The sequence below is a fragment of the Ekhidna sp. genome, assembly GCF_965228795.1.
Lineage (GTDB): Bacteria > Bacteroidota > Bacteroidia > Cytophagales > Cyclobacteriaceae > Ekhidna.
In genome coordinates this window covers 3,628,284-3,646,423 of the sequence record NZ_OZ245839.1, presented here as the reverse complement: position 1 = coordinate 3,646,423, position 18,140 = coordinate 3,628,284, and the positions used below count along the sequence as shown (strand labels likewise).

Below are 18,140 nucleotides of genomic sequence, written 5' to 3'. Positions count from 1 at the left end.
GAAGAACGAACTATCGCAGAAGTGTCATTCATCTTTTGAGTATTTTGACAATCCTACCATTTATGATTTCGGATAGGTTCCAATTGTAGAGTTTTGGATCGGTGGTGCTATAGAAAGCGACTATCACTGCATCCAGCTCTTCATGATATTCCGCAAAGCTTTGATAACCTGGCACCCAACCTGCATGTTTAAACTCGTAAATAGAAGAATAAATCTCTTTTTCACCTTCTTCAAACAGCGAACCATCATTCAATGCCCTCAGGAAAGTTCCAACATCTTCTGCTGTGGCATGCATGCCATAATCGTTTGTCTTTAAATCATGTGGATATCCTACATGATAGCCACTCATCACATCCTGGATATTCACGGCACTTAATGACGGGAAGGTATTGTATAGGTGCTGAGGTGTAAGAATTTCTTCCTGAATGAATTGAAAATTGCCATAACCCAATTCATCATCCATTATCTTATTGATGAGCAGGTAATTCGTATTGCAATATTCATAGTCCTCACCGGGTTCAAAGTTGGCTGGTAGACCAGAAATCAATGCAAGACTTTCTTCATAGGTCTGTGTGGGTGCTGCCCAAAAATCTGGAGAGTCCGTAAAATTGGGAATGCCACTCCTATGTTGAAGCATCATTCTCAAAGTGATCTTGTCTGCGTTTTCGATTTTTCCGACGAGCTCTGGTAGGTAATCAACGATTGTCTTATCCAGATAAAGCCGTCCTTCACTGACCAATTTGGTGACAGCCACCGCATCATATAGCTTGCTAATGCTCGCAATCTTAAACAGGGCGGTAGGTTTAGCAGGTATCTTAGTTTCACGATTGTGCCAGCCAGCGGCGAGATACTGCGGAGGTTGACCGTTCTGATCTATATAAACAATCATTCCTTCAAAACCATGATCAATGGCCTCATTCATTTGCTCCTGAATGGTATCGGGAAGTGGTAAAATCCATGCTTTGACCAGCAGCCAGGGCACGAAGAACAAGGAGACGATCGTACCCACAAGGAGAGCGAGTCTGATAATGAATTTTGATTTTTTAGATTGGCTCATATTACATCATTGGTAAACTCCCAAGTTTAATCATGTTGATGACGTTCAAATGGTAAATTAAATGTTTTGATGACTATTCCATTCCTTTAGGCTCCACCATCACCACCTCTTCTTTCTCAACAATCACCTGACCGGCAAGAGCACCTTTTGCCTTTCTTACAAATTTTTTCTGGGTATAGATGACCGGACAGAGGGTGTCTGTTTTTCGCTTCGAGTTTGCTGCTGCTAAGGCTGCTGCCTTTTCGATGATGTGCGTTGGGAAGTTTTGTCCGGGCTTTTGTCTTACTACTACGTGTGACCCAGCCACGTCTTTTGCATGTAGCCACAGGTCGTTTTTGGTAGCCACTTTAAGTGTTAGCTCGTCATTGGCTTTGGCATGCTTGCCCAGAAGTATCTGCCAGCCATCATACTCAAACGTATGGTAGGGGAGGTGCTCTTCTTTGACTTGCTCTTTCTGACCCAACCCTCGGTCTTTCAAATATTTTCGGAGCTCTTTTGTTTCCGAGATTTCATCAATGTGAAGAATCTGTCTGCTCAGCTTATCGATAAGTTTTTCTTTGGCAGCAATATTTTCTTTGAGCGCATCAATTTCCTGATGTCTGTTTTTAGCCTTTCGGTATAGGTTCTCTGCGTTTTTCTGTGGGCTCAGTTCACGATTTAGCTTGATTTCGATCGGTTCATTGGTATAAAAATCGTGAAGAACTGCTTTTGTGAGTCCTGTTTGCAAACTGTTAAGGTTGGCCATCAATATATTGGCGATTTCCTCAGGGCTTCTGGCGTTTTCAACCTGTTGAAGTTTAGTCTGGGTTTTTGAAATGTAATTCTCCGATTTTTTGATTTTTTGCTTCAGCTTATTGATCGCCTGTGATTTCTCCTTCTCAAAATAGAAGTTTCTGACAGTCTTATTATACAACCAATTAGTGGCTGTTACCGCCGAGTTGGTATTTTCGAATGAGCAATTTAGCAAACTAATAGAGGGTCCATCATGTAGGTAGATCGGATTACTCTCAAGCTGTGATAGCAGTTGATTGAATAGCTCCCATTTCTCTGTGTTTTGCTTTTCGAAGTATCCGATTTGATCCAGATACATCTTCGTTTCCTTGCCCAAAGCAGGGATCAAGGATGTAGGGTGGAAGTTGTGCTCAATTAAAGCTGATTCAGAGATTTCAATCTGTTGGTTCAATTCTGTGGGTTGTATCTCAAAATCCTGACTCAGGTTCTTGCGAAAGATATTTACGGTCTCATTGTTTCTGCTATGGAGAATATTGGCTCTACGCGCGTGCATTTTAAAGAGCAATGCATTTTCCCCCAATTCAATTTGAAAGGAGCGTTCAAATTTAAAAACAGAAACACCTGTTACCTCTTTGTCTAGCAACTCGGAGAATAGATCAACGCTATTTTTTCCGGCTCGTGCAAAATCCTCCGGAAAGGAGAGCAACGAGACATTAGGGTCAAGATTTGCCCTGATATAAAATGATTGATTCGAATCACCAAAACCTAAAATGAGTTCGTCTTTGTTTTGCGAGAAGCATTCCAATAGACTTAGTCCTTTCAGTCTTGCCTCTAGTTCGGGTGCGAGGCGTTTTAAGAAGAAGTAGTTGTGGAACATTTTGGTTGCTGGTTTACTGGTTGGCTAGTTTCTGGTTGTTATTTCCAGCTTGATTCAACATATTGGATGAACTTGTTGATTTTTCTACCCAGTTGATCATATGCGATTTTGAGGTCTGTTAGTGGTTTTTCTTTGAAATGAATATCAGAAATCATATCCAATTGGGAAGTGGTTTCATCGCATGAAGCCTGAGCATAAACTAAGAATTTTATAAAATCATTTTTATACCTCCTTCTTCCATACCCCTCAACGATATTGTCTTTTATGCTTTTGCTTGACCTGCAAATTTGGCTGCCTTGCTCATATAACTCATAAGAGGGAAGGTTTAGGCTCATATAGTGAATTTGAATTGCTAGTTGATAAGCTTCCTTATAAATATCTAAATCCCAATAACTTTTCATGTTGGAAAGTTAACCAGCTCACAAACAACCAACTCACCACTTACTAACTCACTAGATTTTCAGTTGCAAACCATCCCATGCAATCTCTACATTTTCCGGTAATTCTTCAGATACGTCCTTATGTGTGCCCATATAATGCCCCAGGTGGGTCAGGTATCCTTTTTCAGGCTTTAGCTCTTCCATCAGTTCCAGTGCCTCTTCCAAATTAAAATGGCTGATATGACTTTTTTTCTGAAGTGCATTCAAAACGATAACCTTCGACCCTTTGATCTTCTCTTTCTCTTCCTCAGCAATGTAATTTGCATCCGTGATATAGGTAAAGTCACCAAATCGAAAACCTAACACTGGCAGTTTGTAGTGCATCACTTCTATGGGGATAATCTCCTTTCCAGCTACTTTAAACGGTTTATTCTCGATAGAATTCACTTTTACTTTGGGAATGCCAGGATAATTGTCAGCAGAAAAAATGTATTCAAACTCTTTCTCTAATCTGCCAAGGACAAAATCAGTGGCGTAGATAGGCATATCTTTTTTTTGAAGGAAATTATAGCTCCGGATGTCGTCCATCCCGGCGACATGATCTTTATGGGCATGAGTGAAAAGGACAGCATCCAGTTGGTCGATCCGTTCTCTCAACATTTGCTGTCTGAAATCCGGTCCTGTATCTACAACAATTTTTACACCTTCGTATTCTACATAAATGGAAGAACGCAATCGATTATCCCGATAGTCAACAGAAGTGCATACGTCACATTTGCAGCCGATTACCGGTATGCCCTGGCTGGTGCCTGTACCCAGAAAGATAACTTTCACAATTGAAGTTGATTATTCGTGATTTCTGAATAGAGTTTTCTGTTGCCCTCGCTTAGTTTGCTTGAGTCTACTTTAATAGATCGGATGATTTCGATGAGGCTATTTACTTTTCCTTCCAACGCAAAAAACTTATTCACAACAGCAACTTTGCTTTCATTAAGAATGCAATACCCTGATTGGAAGTTCCCTTTTTCATAGCGAAGGATGTAGTCTGTTTCAGACATGATATCCTCCAGTTTGTTTAAAAAGTGGTTGGTGTATTTAATTGTCATCCGTGTACTTTTTTACCATTTCCACCACAGAGTCATAGTTGAGGGGTTTAGGTATAAAAGCGTTAATTCCGGCAGCTTCAAAATCATCCATAGTATAATTATTCGCATTGCCGGTAATCGCTACTATAGGGATGTCTTTGTTATTTCCTGACATACTTCTGATCTTTTTTGCGCATTCCATACCATCCATTACAGGCATATGAATATCCAGCAAAACCAAGCCAAAATCGTCTTTCTCAAGCAGGTCGATTACTTGCTGGCCGTTTTTTACTGAAGAAATTTCGTAATTGAGTTGAGATAAAATCTTCTTGGTAAGGTTTTGTATCACGCTGCTATCTTCGGCAACTATTATTTTTTTACTCATCGGTGACTAATAGGTTTTGGCTACTTTCTTTGAACTCCTGAAACAATGTTTTTAAAACTTTCATTTCATCATCCAGACCTCCAAATTTATTTTCTTTTAATCTTTTTTCAATATGTGCGGCTTGTTTAGATAGTTTTTCTACACCTAATGTCCCCGCATTGCCTTTTAAGGTATGCAATTCACCACGCATTTTCTCGTAATCTGTACTATTTAAATGCATTTCTGTATTGCTTACCAGTATTTCAGCTTCTTCTTCAAACTCCATCAATGTGGCTTCTATCAACTCCTGCCCTCCAAATTTTGCTAGTTGATTCAAGGTGTTTTGGTTGATTGCCAGTTCTTCAGCTTTTTCTACGATTGAATCTATAGATACTTCAATAGGTTTGAAATCTACCCATTTCTTGATTTTATCAATCAGCATGTCAGCCTTGATAGGTTTAGCCAGATAATCATCCAGTCCTGCATTTAAGAATCGTTCTCTGTCCTCTTCCATGGAATAGGCGGTCATGGCTATAATCGGAGTATTGGCACCATTTTTCAACTTTCTTACCTCATTGGTGGCTTTTAGGCCGTCCATTTTAGGCATCTGGATATCCATGAAAATCAAATCATACGCCTGGTCGGATACTTTCTCAATGGCATGAAACCCATCATATGCTTCTTCTACCTGACAGCCGGATTTGATCATAATGCTGCTAGCTACTTTTCTATTCACATCATTGTCATCAACCAAGAGAATATTAGGCTGCTTTCCTGTGAATTCCTTCGTAAATGGTTTATCGGGCTCAATTGCTTTCACCTGATCAGGAGCCACTTCTTCTGCCATGAATGTAAACCAAAAAGTACTTCCAAGTCCAGGAGTGGAAACGACTCCAATATCTCCTTTCATGGATTTTACTAATTCCCTGGAAATCGCCAGGCCTAAACCAGTGCCACCGAAATTTTTTGAACTACTGTTGTCCAGCTGGTGGAAGCTTTGGAACAGGCTTTTCTGATCGTTCTCTGAAATACCAATTCCGGAATCTTTGATGGAGACCTTAAATACAAATTGCTTGCCTCTCTTCTTCAAAAGCCGAATACTCATATTGATGTTGCCCTTGTTTTCGCTAAACTTGATAGCGTTGGAGGTAAGGTTTGAAAGTACCTGAATCAAACGGGTTTCATCTCCCAAAATCCATTCAGGAATGCGCTCGTCTATATGGTAGTATAAATTGTTGTCTTTGGATGAAGCTTGCTGGGAAAACAGATCGTATACTTTTTCTATTGTTTTCACTAAGTGTACAGGCTGTTGACGTAGATCCATTTTGCCAGCTTCGATTTTAGAAAGATCCAGAATGTCATTTAGAATATTAAGCAGCGTCTGAGAAGACTTATTGATTGTTTTCACATACTCTGACTGTTCGCCATCAAGGTTTGTGCTGGCAAGGAGATCAATCATGCCGATGATTCCATTCATAGGTGTTCTGATCTCATGACTCATATTAGCAAGGAATCGCTCTTTGATTTTCAATGAACGCTCGGCCATTTCCTTCGCTCGCTTCAGCTCTTCATTTGTTTTTTTAAGCTGTGAAATATCTCTGGCTACACCCTCAATTTCTGTAGTGCCATCATCTTTATCAATCAGCCGAATGTTGAAAAGAAACTGGAGCTTTTTCCCTTTTGCGGTTTTTAAGGTCCCCTCCACGTTTCGTATTCGTTTTTCCTTCGTTATTCGCCTTCCAATTTCAATGATCTGTGACTTTCGCTCTGCATAGCTCAGCACGTTGGTCTCAATCACCTGTCCTGATTCATAACCCAATACTTCTTGTACAGAGGGGCTTATCATGGTGATAATTCCTTTTGTGTCACATCTGAAATAGATGTCCTGAAAGGACTCGAAAATCGTACGGAATTTTTCTTCACTGGCTATTAGGGCACTTTCTGACTCTTTTTTCTCCGTGATGTCATTAGCAATGATTGAGAGTTCTTCTATTCGTCCATTTGGTAAGAAAATGGGGTTGACGAAAACTTCTCGCCAAATCATTTTACCTGTTTTATCCAGGTTGTTGGTCTGAAAGTTTATGAATTTTCCTTCAAATGCTTCCTTGTATTTTCTAACCCAAAACTCTTTGACATCATCAGTTAACAGCTTATTGGCTACCTCTTTAATACTGGTTCCAATGGTTGGAGACATTCCGTAGTATTGCTTAAAGGCTATCTCGTAATTTTGATTATAAGATGTAAAACAAAAATTTCTGTCTACTGACCAAATTTCATGTGTGCTACTGTCGAAAATTGCTCCAAGTGTGGCCGCCTGGTTTTCAATTTTTTCTTCTTTGTGTTGGCGTTCCATCGCCAGACTGATTTGTCCACCGATATAGTCTAGCAACTCCAGGTCTTTGTTGTTGAAGGCACTTTGGTCATGGTAGCTACAAATGGACATTACCCCTACTTCAGACGCGGTTCGAATAATTACACCAAGCCATATTTTGGGAATAGGGTCTTTGAATGTGATTGCTTCCTGCTGTCCAATTTTTTCAATTCCGTCCTTATAAATGATCAATGACCGGTCACGTTGGGAGGTGTAGTCCATCAAAGCGTGATCCACATCAAAAGTCAGTTGATTATCTGCATTCTTTTCATTGATGCAGAATACCTGTCTGTACTTTTTGCCCTCTTTAAGCGAAATGTGAAAGTTGTGAACCTTCAACATCTGATTCAACTGATGGTAGATGTTTTTATATAGCTGCTCCAGATCATTTTCAGTGATGGTTATATTAGCGATCTGATAGTAGAGGCTTTGTGCACTCTCTGCCCTAATGCGCTCCGTTATGTCATAGAATACGCACCGATATTCTACCGGCTCGTCATTCTCAAAGACGGATGTCATCTTTCCGGTCACGTATATGTTTTTACCGGATTTAGAGATCAGCACGGTCTCAAAACGTTCGAATCGACTGCCTGCGGTTATTTTAAGAATATTTTGCAGAGTGCCTCGCTGATATTCATGGTGAACTGCCTGCAGAAATTTCATTTCGGTGATTTGCTCCTCGGTATAGCCTAATTTTTTTTTCACCGCTTCATTAGCAAATCGAATTTCCCCGGTACGTCTAAAAATGATTATGAGGTCATTTGAGTTATCAAAAAGGTCTTTGAGGTTCTGATTAGTTTTTTCAACGAGTGTGTAATAATCCCTTTGGGTATTGTCCAGCTTGGCTTCAAGATGGGCAATTTTCTTTTTTAGCTGATCAATATCGTTTTCCACTTCTGCCATATCTGGGCTAATCCCTTTTAACACACAACCACAAAACTAGGATGACATTTAAATTGCAGGTCTGAATTTCTTTTATAGGGAAATAATGTCATAAGCATTAAAATTAGGCATTTTAGCCTTTTGAATGATGTCTGGATCAGGTAAACCCATATTAATATCCATTGTAGGACCTACTGCTGTAGGAAAGACCGAACTTGCTATAAAAATAGCCGGTTGGCTCAAAACGGAGATTGTGTCCGCAGATTCCAGGCAATTTTACAAGGAAATGACCATTGGAACAGCTAAACCTTCAAAGGAAGAGCTTGCCATGGTGCCACATCATTTCATTGATTCTCATAGCATACAAGAATTATATAGTGCCGGGGAATATGGCAGGGATGCCATAAAAATGATTACCAATCTTCATGAGACAAATGATGTTGTTGTTGCAGTGGGAGGTTCCGGTTTATACCTGAAGGCAATTTGGGATGGTTTTGATGAAATGCCGGCAATCGACCCTTCCATCCGAATACAATTGAATGAAGAATTTGAGAAAAAGGGGATTGATCCTTTGCTTGAGGAATTAAAGCAGCATGACCCTGAATATTATGATCAGGTAGATCAACAGAATGGCCAGCGAGTTATCCGAGCTCTTGAGGTGATTAGGGGTACGGGGAGGTCCTTTAGCTCTTTTCGAGCCAATCAAAATGTTGACATGCCTTACGATCATTTAAAAATCGGGTTGAATATGGAACGAGAAGTCTTGTTTGACCGGATAAACCGGAGAATGGATGTAATGATCGATGAAGGGCTTTTCTCTGAAGCTGAGAAATTATACAAGTACAAGGATCATAATGCCCTTCAAACAGTAGGCTATTCTGAAATATTTGCCTTTATGGACGGTGAATATGATAAGGAGGAAGCGGTTAGACTACTGAAGAGAAACAGCAGAAGATATGCAAAGCGTCAACTGACCTGGTTTAGGAAGTATGAAGATATTCATTGGTTTGAGCCTGGTCAATTTACGGAGATCAAACAACTGATTACAAAATCCCTTTCCCAATAAGGCAGATTTATTGTTGATTTGCCCATCGTCTTATGAGTTCATCCAAAAAAATTTTAATTGTCACCTATTATTGGCCTCCAAGTGGAGGGGTTGGTGTTCAGCGCTGGATGAATTTTGCTATTCAACTGAAGAAACGTGGATGGGAGCCATGGATATTAACTCCTGAAAACCCACAGTTTGAAATAAGGGATGAGAAGTTACTTGAAAAAGTAAAAGATATCCCTGTTGTTAAGGTTCCTATTTGGGAGCCATTTGATCTGTTTCACAGGATTACTGGAAATAAGGATAAAAAAAATGTCCAGCAAGGACTGGTGATGGAAAAATCGCAAACGTCTTTTACCGATCGACTTGTTGTTTGGATTCGAGGTAATTTACTTGTTCCTGATCCTCGTGTTTTTTGGGTTAGAACAGCAGCAAAGCGCGCGATTGAGTTGGTTAAATCGGAAGGGTTCTCTGCGATTATTACCACCGGACCTCCACACAGTATGCACCTTATTGGTAAAAAGGTTAAGAAAGAAACGGACATTAAATGGTTAGCTGATTTTAGAGACCCCTGGAGCAAATGGGACGTGTTGGATAAGTTAAGAACCTCTTCTCTTGTTCGCAGTATTCATAGAAAATTGGAGAGAAGTGTTATTGAAAATGCCGATGTTGCTATCACGGTTACCAAAGGGTTTTGTGAAGACCTTGGGGGAGGACTAGCGATTATTAATAATGGGGTAACTGTGCGTCACGGGAAAAGCGAAAAATTACCTTCAAATAAGAAATTTGTTATTGGTCATTATGGGTTGTTAAATGAATTGAGAAATACGAGCCAGCTTTGGCAAGTGCTGGATCAGATGTGCAGAGAAAATGAGAGGTTTTCAGAACAGCTTGAACTTAGGATAGGAGGCATTGTATCTGAGTCTATTATGACGGAAATTAAAAAGCTTCGTTTTTTAGGTGAAAGGGTGGTGTTTTTAGGTTACATCCCTCACAGTGAGATATTTTATGAGTACTCTAAGTGTGATATTCTTTTACTTCTTCAGAATAGGTCAGGTCAAGCTCCGGGTATTTTACCCGTCAAATTTTTCGAATACCTAACTGCGCATAAAATGATTTTGACCATTGGTCCACGAGAAAGTGATCTTGGAGAACTGATTAATAAAAAGGATGTTGGGATTATTCTTGACTCGAGTGAAGTTGGTGAGATTAGAGCTTTTATTGAAGATGTCTACGAGACAAATAGGAAGCCAAATATTGATGAGATCAATTCACTAATTGAACAGTTTTCGCATGAGAATTTGGTTGTTAAACTAGAAGACCTCTTAATAAATGGAGCATCATAAGCACTTCATCGTTGGGGACGCAGGAGGCACCAGTACTCAATGGAGAGTGGTAAGAGGTGAGAATATCCAGCAATTCGAGACTGTTGGATTTAACGCCTACACTCATAAGATAGATGACTTGAAATCCAGTATGACTCAAACTTTTGGGGCAGAAGTAGAAAAGGAATTACCGGTTTATTTCTATTCTGCTGGAGTAGACACTAGTCAGCAAGCGAATGAAGTGATAGATGGATTTGCTGATATTTTTGGGGATAATGTCCATGTTAACAATGACTTATTAGGTGTTGCCAGGGCCCTTTGCGGAAAAGAAAAGGGGAATGTTTGCATACTAGGTACAGGAGCGAATGCCTGTTACTATGATGGAGAAATAGTGAATAAGGTCAGTGCTTCCTTAGGCTATGTGCTTGGTGATGAAGGAAGTGGTGCGCATCTAGGGAAAACGTTGATAAAAGGAGTATTTAGGGAGTATTTTTCAAAAGAAATAATCAAGGCATTCAAAGAAAAATATCAGCTAACCTCTCATGACGTGATTAATCGCATCTACAATGAGCCTAAACCCAATCACTTTCTAGCCTCTTTTGCACCATTTATTTATGAGCATAGAAGCCATCCCGAAATTCACGATTTAATCACCCAATCATTCAATGATTTTTTTGAAGCTTTTTACAAAAAGAGCAAAAACGAAGAGGAGCCTTTTCACTTTTCAGGTTCAATAGCGTACTTCTTTTCAGATCACTTAAGAGAAGTGGGTGGTGAACGAGGTATTCTAATAAGAAATATTGTTCAGTCCCCGATAGCTGGGCTAGTTTTATATCACCAACAATATGACTAAGAAATCACTAACTGAATCCGACTCCAATTACGATCATTTAGAAAAAATGAGTGTTTCTGAACTGTTGGCAAATATCAATAGCGAAGATCAGGCTGTACCAAAAGTAGTTGAAGGATGCATTCCGAAGATCGAAAAGTTAGTGAATGAAATAGTCCTTCGAATGCAGCAAGGAGGCCGTTTGTTTTATATTGGAGCCGGCACAAGTGGTCGTCTTGGAATTGTGGATGCATCAGAATGTCCGCCAACTTTTGGCGTTTCTCACGACTTGGTCATTGGAATTATTGCCGGTGGAGATGGGGCTATTAGAAAAGCAGTAGAATTTGCCGAGGATGATACAAGCCAGGGTTGGAAAGACCTTCAATCGTATGAGATAGGTCAATTGGATACAGTTATCGGCATTGCCGCTTCTGGCAGAACACCCTATGTAATAGGAGCCGTAGAATCAGCTCGTGCATTTGGGTGTCTCACCGGATGTATCACTTGCAATGACGGATCTGACCTGGCAAAAGCAGCAGAACATCCCATTGAGGCATTGGTAGGGCCTGAGTTCGTTACAGGCAGCACACGAATGAAAGCAGGTACCGCGCAAAAATTGATTTTAAATATGATTTCAACGGCTACTATGATCAAACTGGGTCATGTTCGTGGGAACAAAATGGTGGATATGCAGCTCAGTAATGAAAAATTGGTGGACCGTGGGATTAATATGCTGTCCGAGATACTAAATATTTCCAGAGAGGAAGCAGAAAAACTACTTGAAAAGCATGGCTCTGTAAGGCAGGCAATATCTGCTGTCAAATAAGTAACGCGATTTCTGAATAATAAAAGCAATGAAAGCATTTTTTCAAAATGCCAAATTTTGTTTGTTATGGATTTATTAACAGTGATTGTGGAAAATTTAAACATGAAAAAACGGGTACTTAGCCAGAAGATTCTACTTTTGTAACTACGAAAAATTAAACCAAAAAAAGATGAGGAAAATTTTACTAAGCTTAACGCTTGTGGTTGCTGGCCTCCTGACTTACGCACAGTCAGTTAGCGGTACAGTAACGGATGACGCGGGTGAAGGTTTACCTGGAGCTACCGTTCTTGTGAAGGGTACTCAAAACGGAACAATCACTGACGTAGATGGAAAATTTACTTTGAATGTAAAAGAGGGAACTCCTCTTGTTATTTCATTCATTGGATTTGAATCTCTGGAGGCGACAGCTTCTAATAATATGGAGGTTACACTTAGCCCGGGAACAAGCATTCTGGCTGAGGTGGTAATTACTTCTAATGTAATCGATGTAGTAAAAGAAAGAGAAACACCTGTGGCTGTTTCTAATATTTCACCTGCTGAGATTTCATTGAAAGTAGGAAATCAGGAATTTCCTGAAGTAATGAATAGAACACCAGGAGTATATGCTACCAAACAAGGTGGTGGATACGGTGATTCCAGGCTTTCGCTTAGAGGGTTTGATCAAAGTAATACTTCATTCCTTATAAATGGACAGCCTGTTAATGATATGGAGAATGGATGGGTATACTGGTCTAACTGGCAAGGTCTTACTGATGTTGCTTCCGGTATACAGATTCAAAGAGGTCTTGGAGCTTCAAGATTAGCTGTACCTTCAGTTGGTGGTACTGTTTCAATTTTTACGAAGGCGGCAGAGCTTGCGAAGGGAGGAAAAGTTGCTCAGACTATTGGTAATGACGGGTTTGTGAAAACAACGGCTAGCTTTTCTTCAGGAAGAAGCGAAACCGGATGGGCGTCTTCTTTCCTATTGAGTAGATGGCAAGGAGATGGTTACGTATACGGAACCAAGGGTGAAGGATGGACGTACTTCGGTGCAATTGGATATGCTCCTGAAGGTTCTGATCATGCATTCAACCTTTCATTACTAGGTGCCGGACAGTGGCATCACCAAAGAACAACTTGGGTATCCATCAGAGATTACCAAAACTTCGGTGACGATAAGAAAGATGGAATTGATCGAAGATGGAATACCGATGCAGGTATCATGAGAGGTGAGGAGTTCAACATGAGAAGAAACTTCTATAATAAGCCATTGGCTACATTCAACTGGGATTGGGAAATCAATGATAACCTTTCATTAGCTACTTCACTTTACGGTTCTGCCGGAAGAGGTGGAGGAACTGGTCCAAGAGGTAGTAACTTTAGAAACCCTGAAATCAATATCAATCCATTCAGGACTGATTTAACAGGTCACTACATTGAAGATGGCAATACAGGATCAAGATATGCAAATGGCCAGATCAACTTCAATAACATTGTTAGAGTAAACCAGGAATCTACACAAGGTTATAATGGACCAATTTCTGATTATGATGGTCAATTGATTGGTTCAAATGGCTATAATTCAGATAACGTTAATAGAGCTGTGTTGATCAGAAGAGCTTCTATGAATTCTCACAACTGGTTCGGAGGTATTTCCACATTGGACTATACATCCGGTAATTTCAGATACTCGCTGGGAGTTGACTTAAGAAAATACACAGGTTTCCACTACAGAGTAGTTAACAACCTAATGGGTCTTGATGGATACTATTCCACAGGAAACGATAACTCTGCCGGTCAAATCATTGAGACTACAATAGATGCTTCACCGTTTCAAAATACTGGATTGGTTGGACCAAAAATCAATTACTATAACATTGGTTATGTAGATTGGCAAGGGGTGAATGGATTAGTGGAATACTCTGGCGATGCGGTTACAGCTGTATTACAAGGAGGAATCTCTAATCAGGCGTTCCAAAGAGAAGATCAGTTTGCTCAGGTTGGCAATCCGCTTTCAGAGAAAAAGAACCTTACTGGAGGATACTTAAAAGGAGGAGCCAATTATAACCTAGATGAAAAACACAATGTGTTCTTCAATGCAGGATACATTTCTCGACAGCCATTGTTTGACGCAGTATTCCCTGGATTTGCCAACGATGTTAATCCTGATCTTCAAAATGAAATCATTACTTCGGTTGAGCTGGGCTATGGTTTCTTAGGAAGATACCTAACTGTGAATGTGAATGCATATAACACAAACTGGGGTAATCGATTCATCGAGCAGTCAGTTCCATTTGGTCAGCAAGGTGATTTTGGAACGGCACAGTTTACGGATGTAGATGTACTTCACCAAGGTGTTGAGCTAGAGGCTACTTACCGACCAATGGACAACTTGAAGTTGAGAGGTATGGTTTCTGCAGGTAACTGGAGATATACCAAAGATTTCGATGCTACTATTTTTGATGAAAACAACGTACAGCAAGGTACTGCAACGATCTATGCAAAAGATGCAAAAGTTGGTGATGCTGCACAGTTTACATCATTCATTTCTGCAGATTATAGCTTTGATATTGTTAGTGTAGATCTTTCTTACCGTCATGTTGACGGTCTTTATGCAGACTACAATATTGCTGATTCAGACTTCTTACAGCCTGATAATGATGGTGCGCTTAAGCTTCCTTCTTACGGCTTGGTTGATTTTGGTGTAACTGCTCGATTCGAGTTGTTTAATACGAATGGAACATTCAGAGCAAACGTGAACAACTTATTCGATACTGTTTACATCATGGAGTCTAATACGAACATTCATGCTGAAGCTGGTTCAGAAACTTGGAACGGTATTGATGTGACAAACTCAGTATGGTTTGGATTTGGTAGAACGTGGAATGCTACGCTTAGCTTCAACTTCTAATCAATCGATAATAGATTTTTAAAAAGAGGGTGTCGCAAGACATCCTCTTTTTTTATGCTCTTTCTTTAACGGTCTACTACCTTTGCCTCAGTGCATACCATCACTCCATATGAGCGCTGGAATCAGTATTACAATTCCAGCTACGATGACCGATCTCCCTTTTCCGGTAAGGAGTATAATTACGAATTATATTCTGAAAACATCTACGGCTATTACATTGACCCTGCCTGGGACTTCTTTGGATCTGAGACGCTCTATATCAAGTTACTATTTGTCGATTATGATCGAGGTTTTGCGGTCATAGAAATGATTGGAGAGTGGAATGATGCCCTCAATAATGACATCATGCATTTCAAGCGTAATATTCTGGAGCATATGATGGGTTATGGGATCAATAAATTTGCTTTGATTGGTGAGAACATCATGAACTTTCATGGAAGCGATGATTGCTACTATGAAGAATGGTTTGAAGATGTGGAAGATGGATGGGTTGCCGGAATAAATTTTGGTGAGTTTATCATCGATGAGATGAAAAACTACAACATTGATAATTACATCAATATGTCCGGAAGTCTGCAGATTGAGAAATGGCGTACTTTGCCTCCATTGAGGTTTTTTGAACTAGTAAATGGATTGATCTCGAGACGGTTGGCTATTTAGTTTTTATCTCCCGTTTTTCGAAAATTGAGATGGCTTCATTGATATCCGTTCTATTCATACGCTCAATTACTTCTTCACTGAGTTTTAGGAAATCCTCCGCCACAGCACTTTGATCAGTGAAAGAATAGACCGATTGATTTTGTTCGTTTGCTTCACTAACACGAATCGATTCTCTAATTCGTTGATCGAGGATTAGACTTCCGAGTTCTTTCTCAGCTTCTCTAACAATTCGTTGATGAAACAACGTATGCTTTCTAAACTGATTAAAGAAGATGCCCAGAATATGTAATCGCTTTTCTTTTTGAATGTCACTTAAATAGGCGAGCAATTTCTTAAATCCTTCTACGGAGAATGATCCCGGAGTTGCCGGGATTAAAATACTATTGATATTGGCAATGAAGGATTTTACGGTTACACCGAAATGTGTCGGGAAATCCAGAATAATAATGTCGTATTGGTGTCGGACTGTTGAAAGGAGCTTGTAAAAAATAATATGACCGAATGATATAAACTGGGTATTCGATTCAATCGTCGACATTTGGAAATCACCGGGAATAAGATGTAAGTACGGGTGTATGACAACTGGCTCAATGGATGGTTGTTCATTGTGTAAATAGGCTTTCGTTAAAGTAAAGAGTGTCGATTTATGGGCTTCAGAAGTTAGTGCGTGAGTGAGGTTAGATTGTGGGTCACAGTCGATAAGGAGTACCTTAAAGGATCTCGACCAGCTGTGAGAGGTGCTGGTTTTACCTACACCGCCTTTGAAATTGTATACTGCTAGTGAATGAGACATTTCAATAAAAATCCATAGTTCTCCCCAGCAGCGGTGATTTATGTGAATGTTAAAATAGTAAAAATATATCTTAAAATCATTCTATAACTTCATTATTCATTCGAATTACCTCTGCAATTTCTGAAATCAAGTATTTTCGTTTGCTCCTGATTTCCTGACAGACAGATCGAGTACGTTTCTTCTCAAGCTTTATAAATGCTTTCTTATTGAATTTAAAAGTTCCTCCTATTGATATATCCTTGAGGAACACCTTGTCTGAAGGATCATCAAATTGCTTTAGAATCTGATATAAGGTAGGGTCGGAACAACTCGAAGCTTTAGGGTTTTTAAAGTATCGCTTCAAAGCTGATAAAACACTCACGTGAAAAACCTCAGTTGTGAGCATAGGTTCAGATATTTCCTTAAAGCTTTTTTTCCACTCTTTACCATGAGGCTGTATCCGGCGACCGTATTGCTTGAAAGCGATTAAGTGTGCTACCTCATGTAAGTATGTGACCAGGAACGCAAACGGATTAAGGTCATTGTTGATCGTGATGGTGTGCTTGTTTGTTTTAGGATTGAACCGATAGTCCCCGAGCTTGGTTTGCCGGGCTTTTTTAATCTTAAATTCAAACCCCATACGTTCATAAAGCTTCACGCAATAGCTTACTGAAGCTTCCGGAACAAATTTTTTAAAGACTTCCTCTGAAGTCATTTTTTCCTAAAAACCATTTTAATTGGTACGCCTCTAAAATCAAAGTGCTCTCGCATACGATTGGTGAGGTATCGCTGATACGGTTCTTTGATATACTGTGGAAAATTGCAGAAATAGGCAAAAGTAGGGGTATGTGTAGGAAGTTGTGTGATGTACTTGATCTTGATGTAATGGCCCCTTACAGCGGGAGGAGGATAGTTTTCAATTTCTTTGCCCATGATTTCGTTGAGCTTCGAGGTTGTAATTTTCCTTGACCTGTTTTCATACACCTGAAGAGCAAGTTCAAGTGTCTGCATGATTCGCTGCTTATTCAATACAGACGTGAAAATGACCGGAATATAATTGAGCGGACCCAGCTTCTCTTCCAGGAATTTACGATAGTTATCCGCAGTTTTAGAATCTTTCTCTTGAAGATCCCATTTATTCACCATCAATACTATGCCTTTCCTGTACTTATGTGCCAGACCGATGATATTCATATCTTGAGACTCAAGTCCTGTCTCTGCATCAATCATCACGATACACACGTCAGAGTCTTGCAGTGCCTGAATGGCACGCAGAACAGAGTAAAACTCAATGTTCTCTTTGACTTTTGATTTCTTACGAATACCGGCTGTGTCAGTAAGAATAAAGTCTTTACCAAAAAGGTTGTATCGTGTGTTAATGGCGTCTCTGGTGGTTCCTGCAATGTCAGTTACAATGCTTCTTTCTTTCCCTACGAGAGCGTTCACAAAAGATGACTTACCGACATTTGGTCTACCCACAATGGAGATGCGAGGTACATCATCCTTGGCGATTTCTTCTTCATCAAATCCTTTAACTACCTCATCTAAAAGGTCTCCAGTGCCGGCACCACTGGCCGCAGCGATAGGAAATAAATCCGCATCTAAACCAAGGTTATAAAACTCATTAGCAGCCATTAGTTTTTCCTGATTGTCAGCTTTATTAGCCACCAGGAAAACGGGCTTGTCTAGCTCTCTTACCACATTGGCAAAATCCTGATCCAATCCGTGCAGTCCGGTATCGCAATCAACCATGAACATAATGGCGGTTGCTTCTTCCAGTGCTTCCTTCACCTGTGTGCGAATAGCCCCCTCAAAAATATCATCTGACCCCTCTACATATCCACCTGTATCAATTACAGTGAACTTCTTGCCATTCCATTCACCGTACCCATAGTGGCGATCACGGGTGACGCCAGACTCATTGTCCATGATGGCCTGTTTCTTCTCAATTAAGCGATTGAAAAGGGTGGATTTACCGACATTAGGTCGTCCGACAATTGCAAGGATATTGGCCATTGATTAAAGCAGATTCATTTCAATCC

The 18,140-nt window shown here is 40.0% G+C and carries 16 protein-coding genes; 6 read left to right on the top strand and 10 right to left on the bottom strand.

What is annotated here, in order from left to right; translation table 11 throughout:
- Positions 1-28: 28 nt before the first annotated feature.
- The 7 genes from ACQK2H_RS16345 to ACQK2H_RS16315 form a co-directional block, all read right to left on the bottom strand.
- The gene (locus ACQK2H_RS16345) at positions 29-1,057 is read right to left on the bottom strand and encodes a serine hydrolase domain-containing protein (protein ID WP_425392450.1); all 1,029 of its coding nucleotides are present in this window, start codon (positions 1,055-1,057) and stop codon (positions 29-31) included.
- A 73-nt stretch (positions 1,058-1,130) separates the two neighbouring features.
- The gene (locus ACQK2H_RS16340) at positions 1,131-2,666 is read right to left on the bottom strand and encodes an NFACT RNA binding domain-containing protein (RefSeq protein WP_425392449.1); all 1,536 of its coding nucleotides are present in this window, start codon (positions 2,664-2,666) and stop codon (positions 1,131-1,133) included.
- A 38-nt stretch (positions 2,667-2,704) separates the two neighbouring features.
- A complete protein-coding gene (locus ACQK2H_RS16335) occupies positions 2,705-3,067 on the bottom strand; it encodes a four helix bundle protein (RefSeq protein ID WP_425392448.1) in 363 nt (120 codons plus the stop codon).
- Between the two features lie 51 nt (positions 3,068-3,118).
- Positions 3,119-3,880 (bottom strand): MBL fold metallo-hydrolase, encoded by a 762-nt coding sequence (locus ACQK2H_RS16330; RefSeq protein ID WP_425392447.1) that lies wholly within the window; start codon positions 3,878-3,880, stop codon positions 3,119-3,121.
- A complete protein-coding gene (locus ACQK2H_RS16325; RefSeq protein WP_425392446.1) occupies positions 3,877-4,152 on the bottom strand; it encodes a hypothetical protein in 276 nt (91 codons plus the stop codon). Before ACQK2H_RS16325 ends, ACQK2H_RS16330 begins: the two co-directional genes overlap by 4 nt.
- On the bottom strand, positions 4,142-4,516 hold the full coding sequence (locus ACQK2H_RS16320) for a response regulator (RefSeq protein WP_425392445.1): 375 nt from the start codon (positions 4,514-4,516) through the stop codon (positions 4,142-4,144). The genes ACQK2H_RS16325 and ACQK2H_RS16320 overlap by 11 nt, the downstream gene beginning before the upstream one ends.
- Complete coding sequence (locus tag ACQK2H_RS16315) at positions 4,509-7,769, bottom strand: PAS domain S-box protein (protein WP_425392444.1); 3,261 nt, start codon at positions 7,767-7,769, stop codon at positions 4,509-4,511. Before ACQK2H_RS16315 ends, ACQK2H_RS16320 begins: the two co-directional genes overlap by 8 nt.
- A gap of 127 nt (positions 7,770-7,896) precedes the next feature.
- Here ACQK2H_RS16315 and miaA point away from each other — a divergent pair, with 127 nt between their 5' ends.
- The 6 genes from miaA to ACQK2H_RS16285 all read left to right on the top strand — a co-directional run bounded on the left by miaA (position 7,897) and on the right by ACQK2H_RS16285 (position 15,326).
- Positions 7,897-8,814, top strand: a complete 918-nt coding sequence (miaA, locus tag ACQK2H_RS16310; protein WP_425392443.1) for a tRNA (adenosine(37)-N6)-dimethylallyltransferase MiaA — start codon at positions 7,897-7,899, stop codon at positions 8,812-8,814.
- 32 nt (positions 8,815-8,846) lie between these two features.
- Complete coding sequence (locus ACQK2H_RS16305; protein ID WP_425392442.1) at positions 8,847-10,142, top strand: hypothetical protein; 1,296 nt, start codon at positions 8,847-8,849, stop codon at positions 10,140-10,142.
- Positions 10,129-10,974 (top strand): hypothetical protein, encoded by an 846-nt coding sequence (locus tag ACQK2H_RS16300; RefSeq protein WP_425392441.1) that lies wholly within the window; start codon positions 10,129-10,131, stop codon positions 10,972-10,974. The genes ACQK2H_RS16305 and ACQK2H_RS16300 overlap by 14 nt, the downstream gene beginning before the upstream one ends.
- Positions 10,967-11,776: an N-acetylmuramic acid 6-phosphate etherase gene (gene murQ, locus ACQK2H_RS16295; RefSeq protein WP_425392440.1), complete on the top strand. Its 810-nt coding sequence runs from the start codon at positions 10,967-10,969 to the stop codon at positions 11,774-11,776. The genes ACQK2H_RS16300 and murQ overlap by 8 nt, the downstream gene beginning before the upstream one ends.
- Positions 11,777-11,945: 169 nt before the next feature.
- On the top strand, positions 11,946-14,666 hold the full coding sequence (locus ACQK2H_RS16290) for a TonB-dependent receptor (RefSeq protein WP_425392439.1): 2,721 nt from the start codon (positions 11,946-11,948) through the stop codon (positions 14,664-14,666).
- A 90-nt stretch (positions 14,667-14,756) separates the two neighbouring features.
- The gene (locus tag ACQK2H_RS16285) at positions 14,757-15,326 is read left to right on the top strand and encodes a hypothetical protein (protein ID WP_425392438.1); all 570 of its coding nucleotides are present in this window, start codon (positions 14,757-14,759) and stop codon (positions 15,324-15,326) included.
- Here ACQK2H_RS16285 and ACQK2H_RS16280 read toward each other — a convergent pair.
- From ACQK2H_RS16280 to der, 3 genes are all read right to left on the bottom strand, one after another.
- Complete coding sequence (locus tag ACQK2H_RS16280; protein WP_425392437.1) at positions 15,319-16,119, bottom strand: ParA family protein; 801 nt, start codon at positions 16,117-16,119, stop codon at positions 15,319-15,321. The two genes, ACQK2H_RS16285 and ACQK2H_RS16280, sit on opposite strands and share 8 nt — an antisense overlap.
- 76 nt (positions 16,120-16,195) lie before the next feature.
- Positions 16,196-16,813, bottom strand: coding sequence for a SprT-like domain-containing protein (locus tag ACQK2H_RS16275; RefSeq protein ID WP_425392436.1), 618 nt, complete (start codon positions 16,811-16,813; stop codon positions 16,196-16,198).
- Positions 16,810-18,114 carry a ribosome biogenesis GTPase Der gene (gene der, locus ACQK2H_RS16270; RefSeq protein ID WP_425392435.1) on the bottom strand — a complete coding sequence of 435 codons (1,305 nt, stop codon included), beginning with the start codon at positions 18,112-18,114 and terminating at the stop codon, positions 16,810-16,812. Before der ends, ACQK2H_RS16275 begins: the two co-directional genes overlap by 4 nt.
- Positions 18,115-18,140 lie beyond the last annotated feature (26 nt).

What these genes read in the sequence shown, in the direction of transcription:
- ACQK2H_RS16345 (WP_425392450.1), bottom strand. Translation starts at nt 1,057, where the DNA reads ATGAGCCAATCTAAAAAATCAAAATTCATTATCAGACTCGCTCTCCTT.
- ACQK2H_RS16340 (WP_425392449.1), bottom strand. Translation starts at nt 2,666, where the DNA reads ATGTTCCACAACTACTTCTTCTTAAAACGCCTCGCACCCGAACTAGAG.
- ACQK2H_RS16335 (WP_425392448.1), bottom strand. Translation starts at nt 3,067, where the DNA reads ATGAAAAGTTATTGGGATTTAGATATTTATAAGGAAGCTTATCAACTA.
- ACQK2H_RS16325 (WP_425392446.1), bottom strand. Translation starts at nt 4,152, where the DNA reads ATGACAATTAAATACACCAACCACTTTTTAAACAAACTGGAGGATATC.
- ACQK2H_RS16320 (WP_425392445.1), bottom strand. Translation starts at nt 4,516, where the DNA reads ATGAGTAAAAAAATAATAGTTGCCGAAGATAGCAGCGTGATACAAAAC.
- ACQK2H_RS16315 (WP_425392444.1), bottom strand. Translation starts at nt 7,769, where the DNA reads ATGGCAGAAGTGGAAAACGATATTGATCAGCTAAAAAAGAAAATTGCC.
- miaA (WP_425392443.1), top strand. Translation starts at nt 7,897, where the DNA reads ATGTCTGGATCAGGTAAACCCATATTAATATCCATTGTAGGACCTACT.
- ACQK2H_RS16305 (WP_425392442.1), top strand. Translation starts at nt 8,847, where the DNA reads ATGAGTTCATCCAAAAAAATTTTAATTGTCACCTATTATTGGCCTCCA.
- ACQK2H_RS16300 (WP_425392441.1), top strand. Translation starts at nt 10,129, where the DNA reads ATGGAGCATCATAAGCACTTCATCGTTGGGGACGCAGGAGGCACCAGT.
- murQ (WP_425392440.1), top strand. Translation starts at nt 10,967, where the DNA reads ATGACTAAGAAATCACTAACTGAATCCGACTCCAATTACGATCATTTA.
- ACQK2H_RS16290 (WP_425392439.1), top strand. Translation starts at nt 11,946, where the DNA reads ATGAGGAAAATTTTACTAAGCTTAACGCTTGTGGTTGCTGGCCTCCTG.
- ACQK2H_RS16280 (WP_425392437.1), bottom strand. Translation starts at nt 16,119, where the DNA reads ATGTCTCATTCACTAGCAGTATACAATTTCAAAGGCGGTGTAGGTAAA.
- ACQK2H_RS16275 (WP_425392436.1), bottom strand. Translation starts at nt 16,813, where the DNA reads ATGACTTCAGAGGAAGTCTTTAAAAAATTTGTTCCGGAAGCTTCAGTA.
- der (WP_425392435.1), bottom strand. Translation starts at nt 18,114, where the DNA reads ATGGCCAATATCCTTGCAATTGTCGGACGACCTAATGTCGGTAAATCC.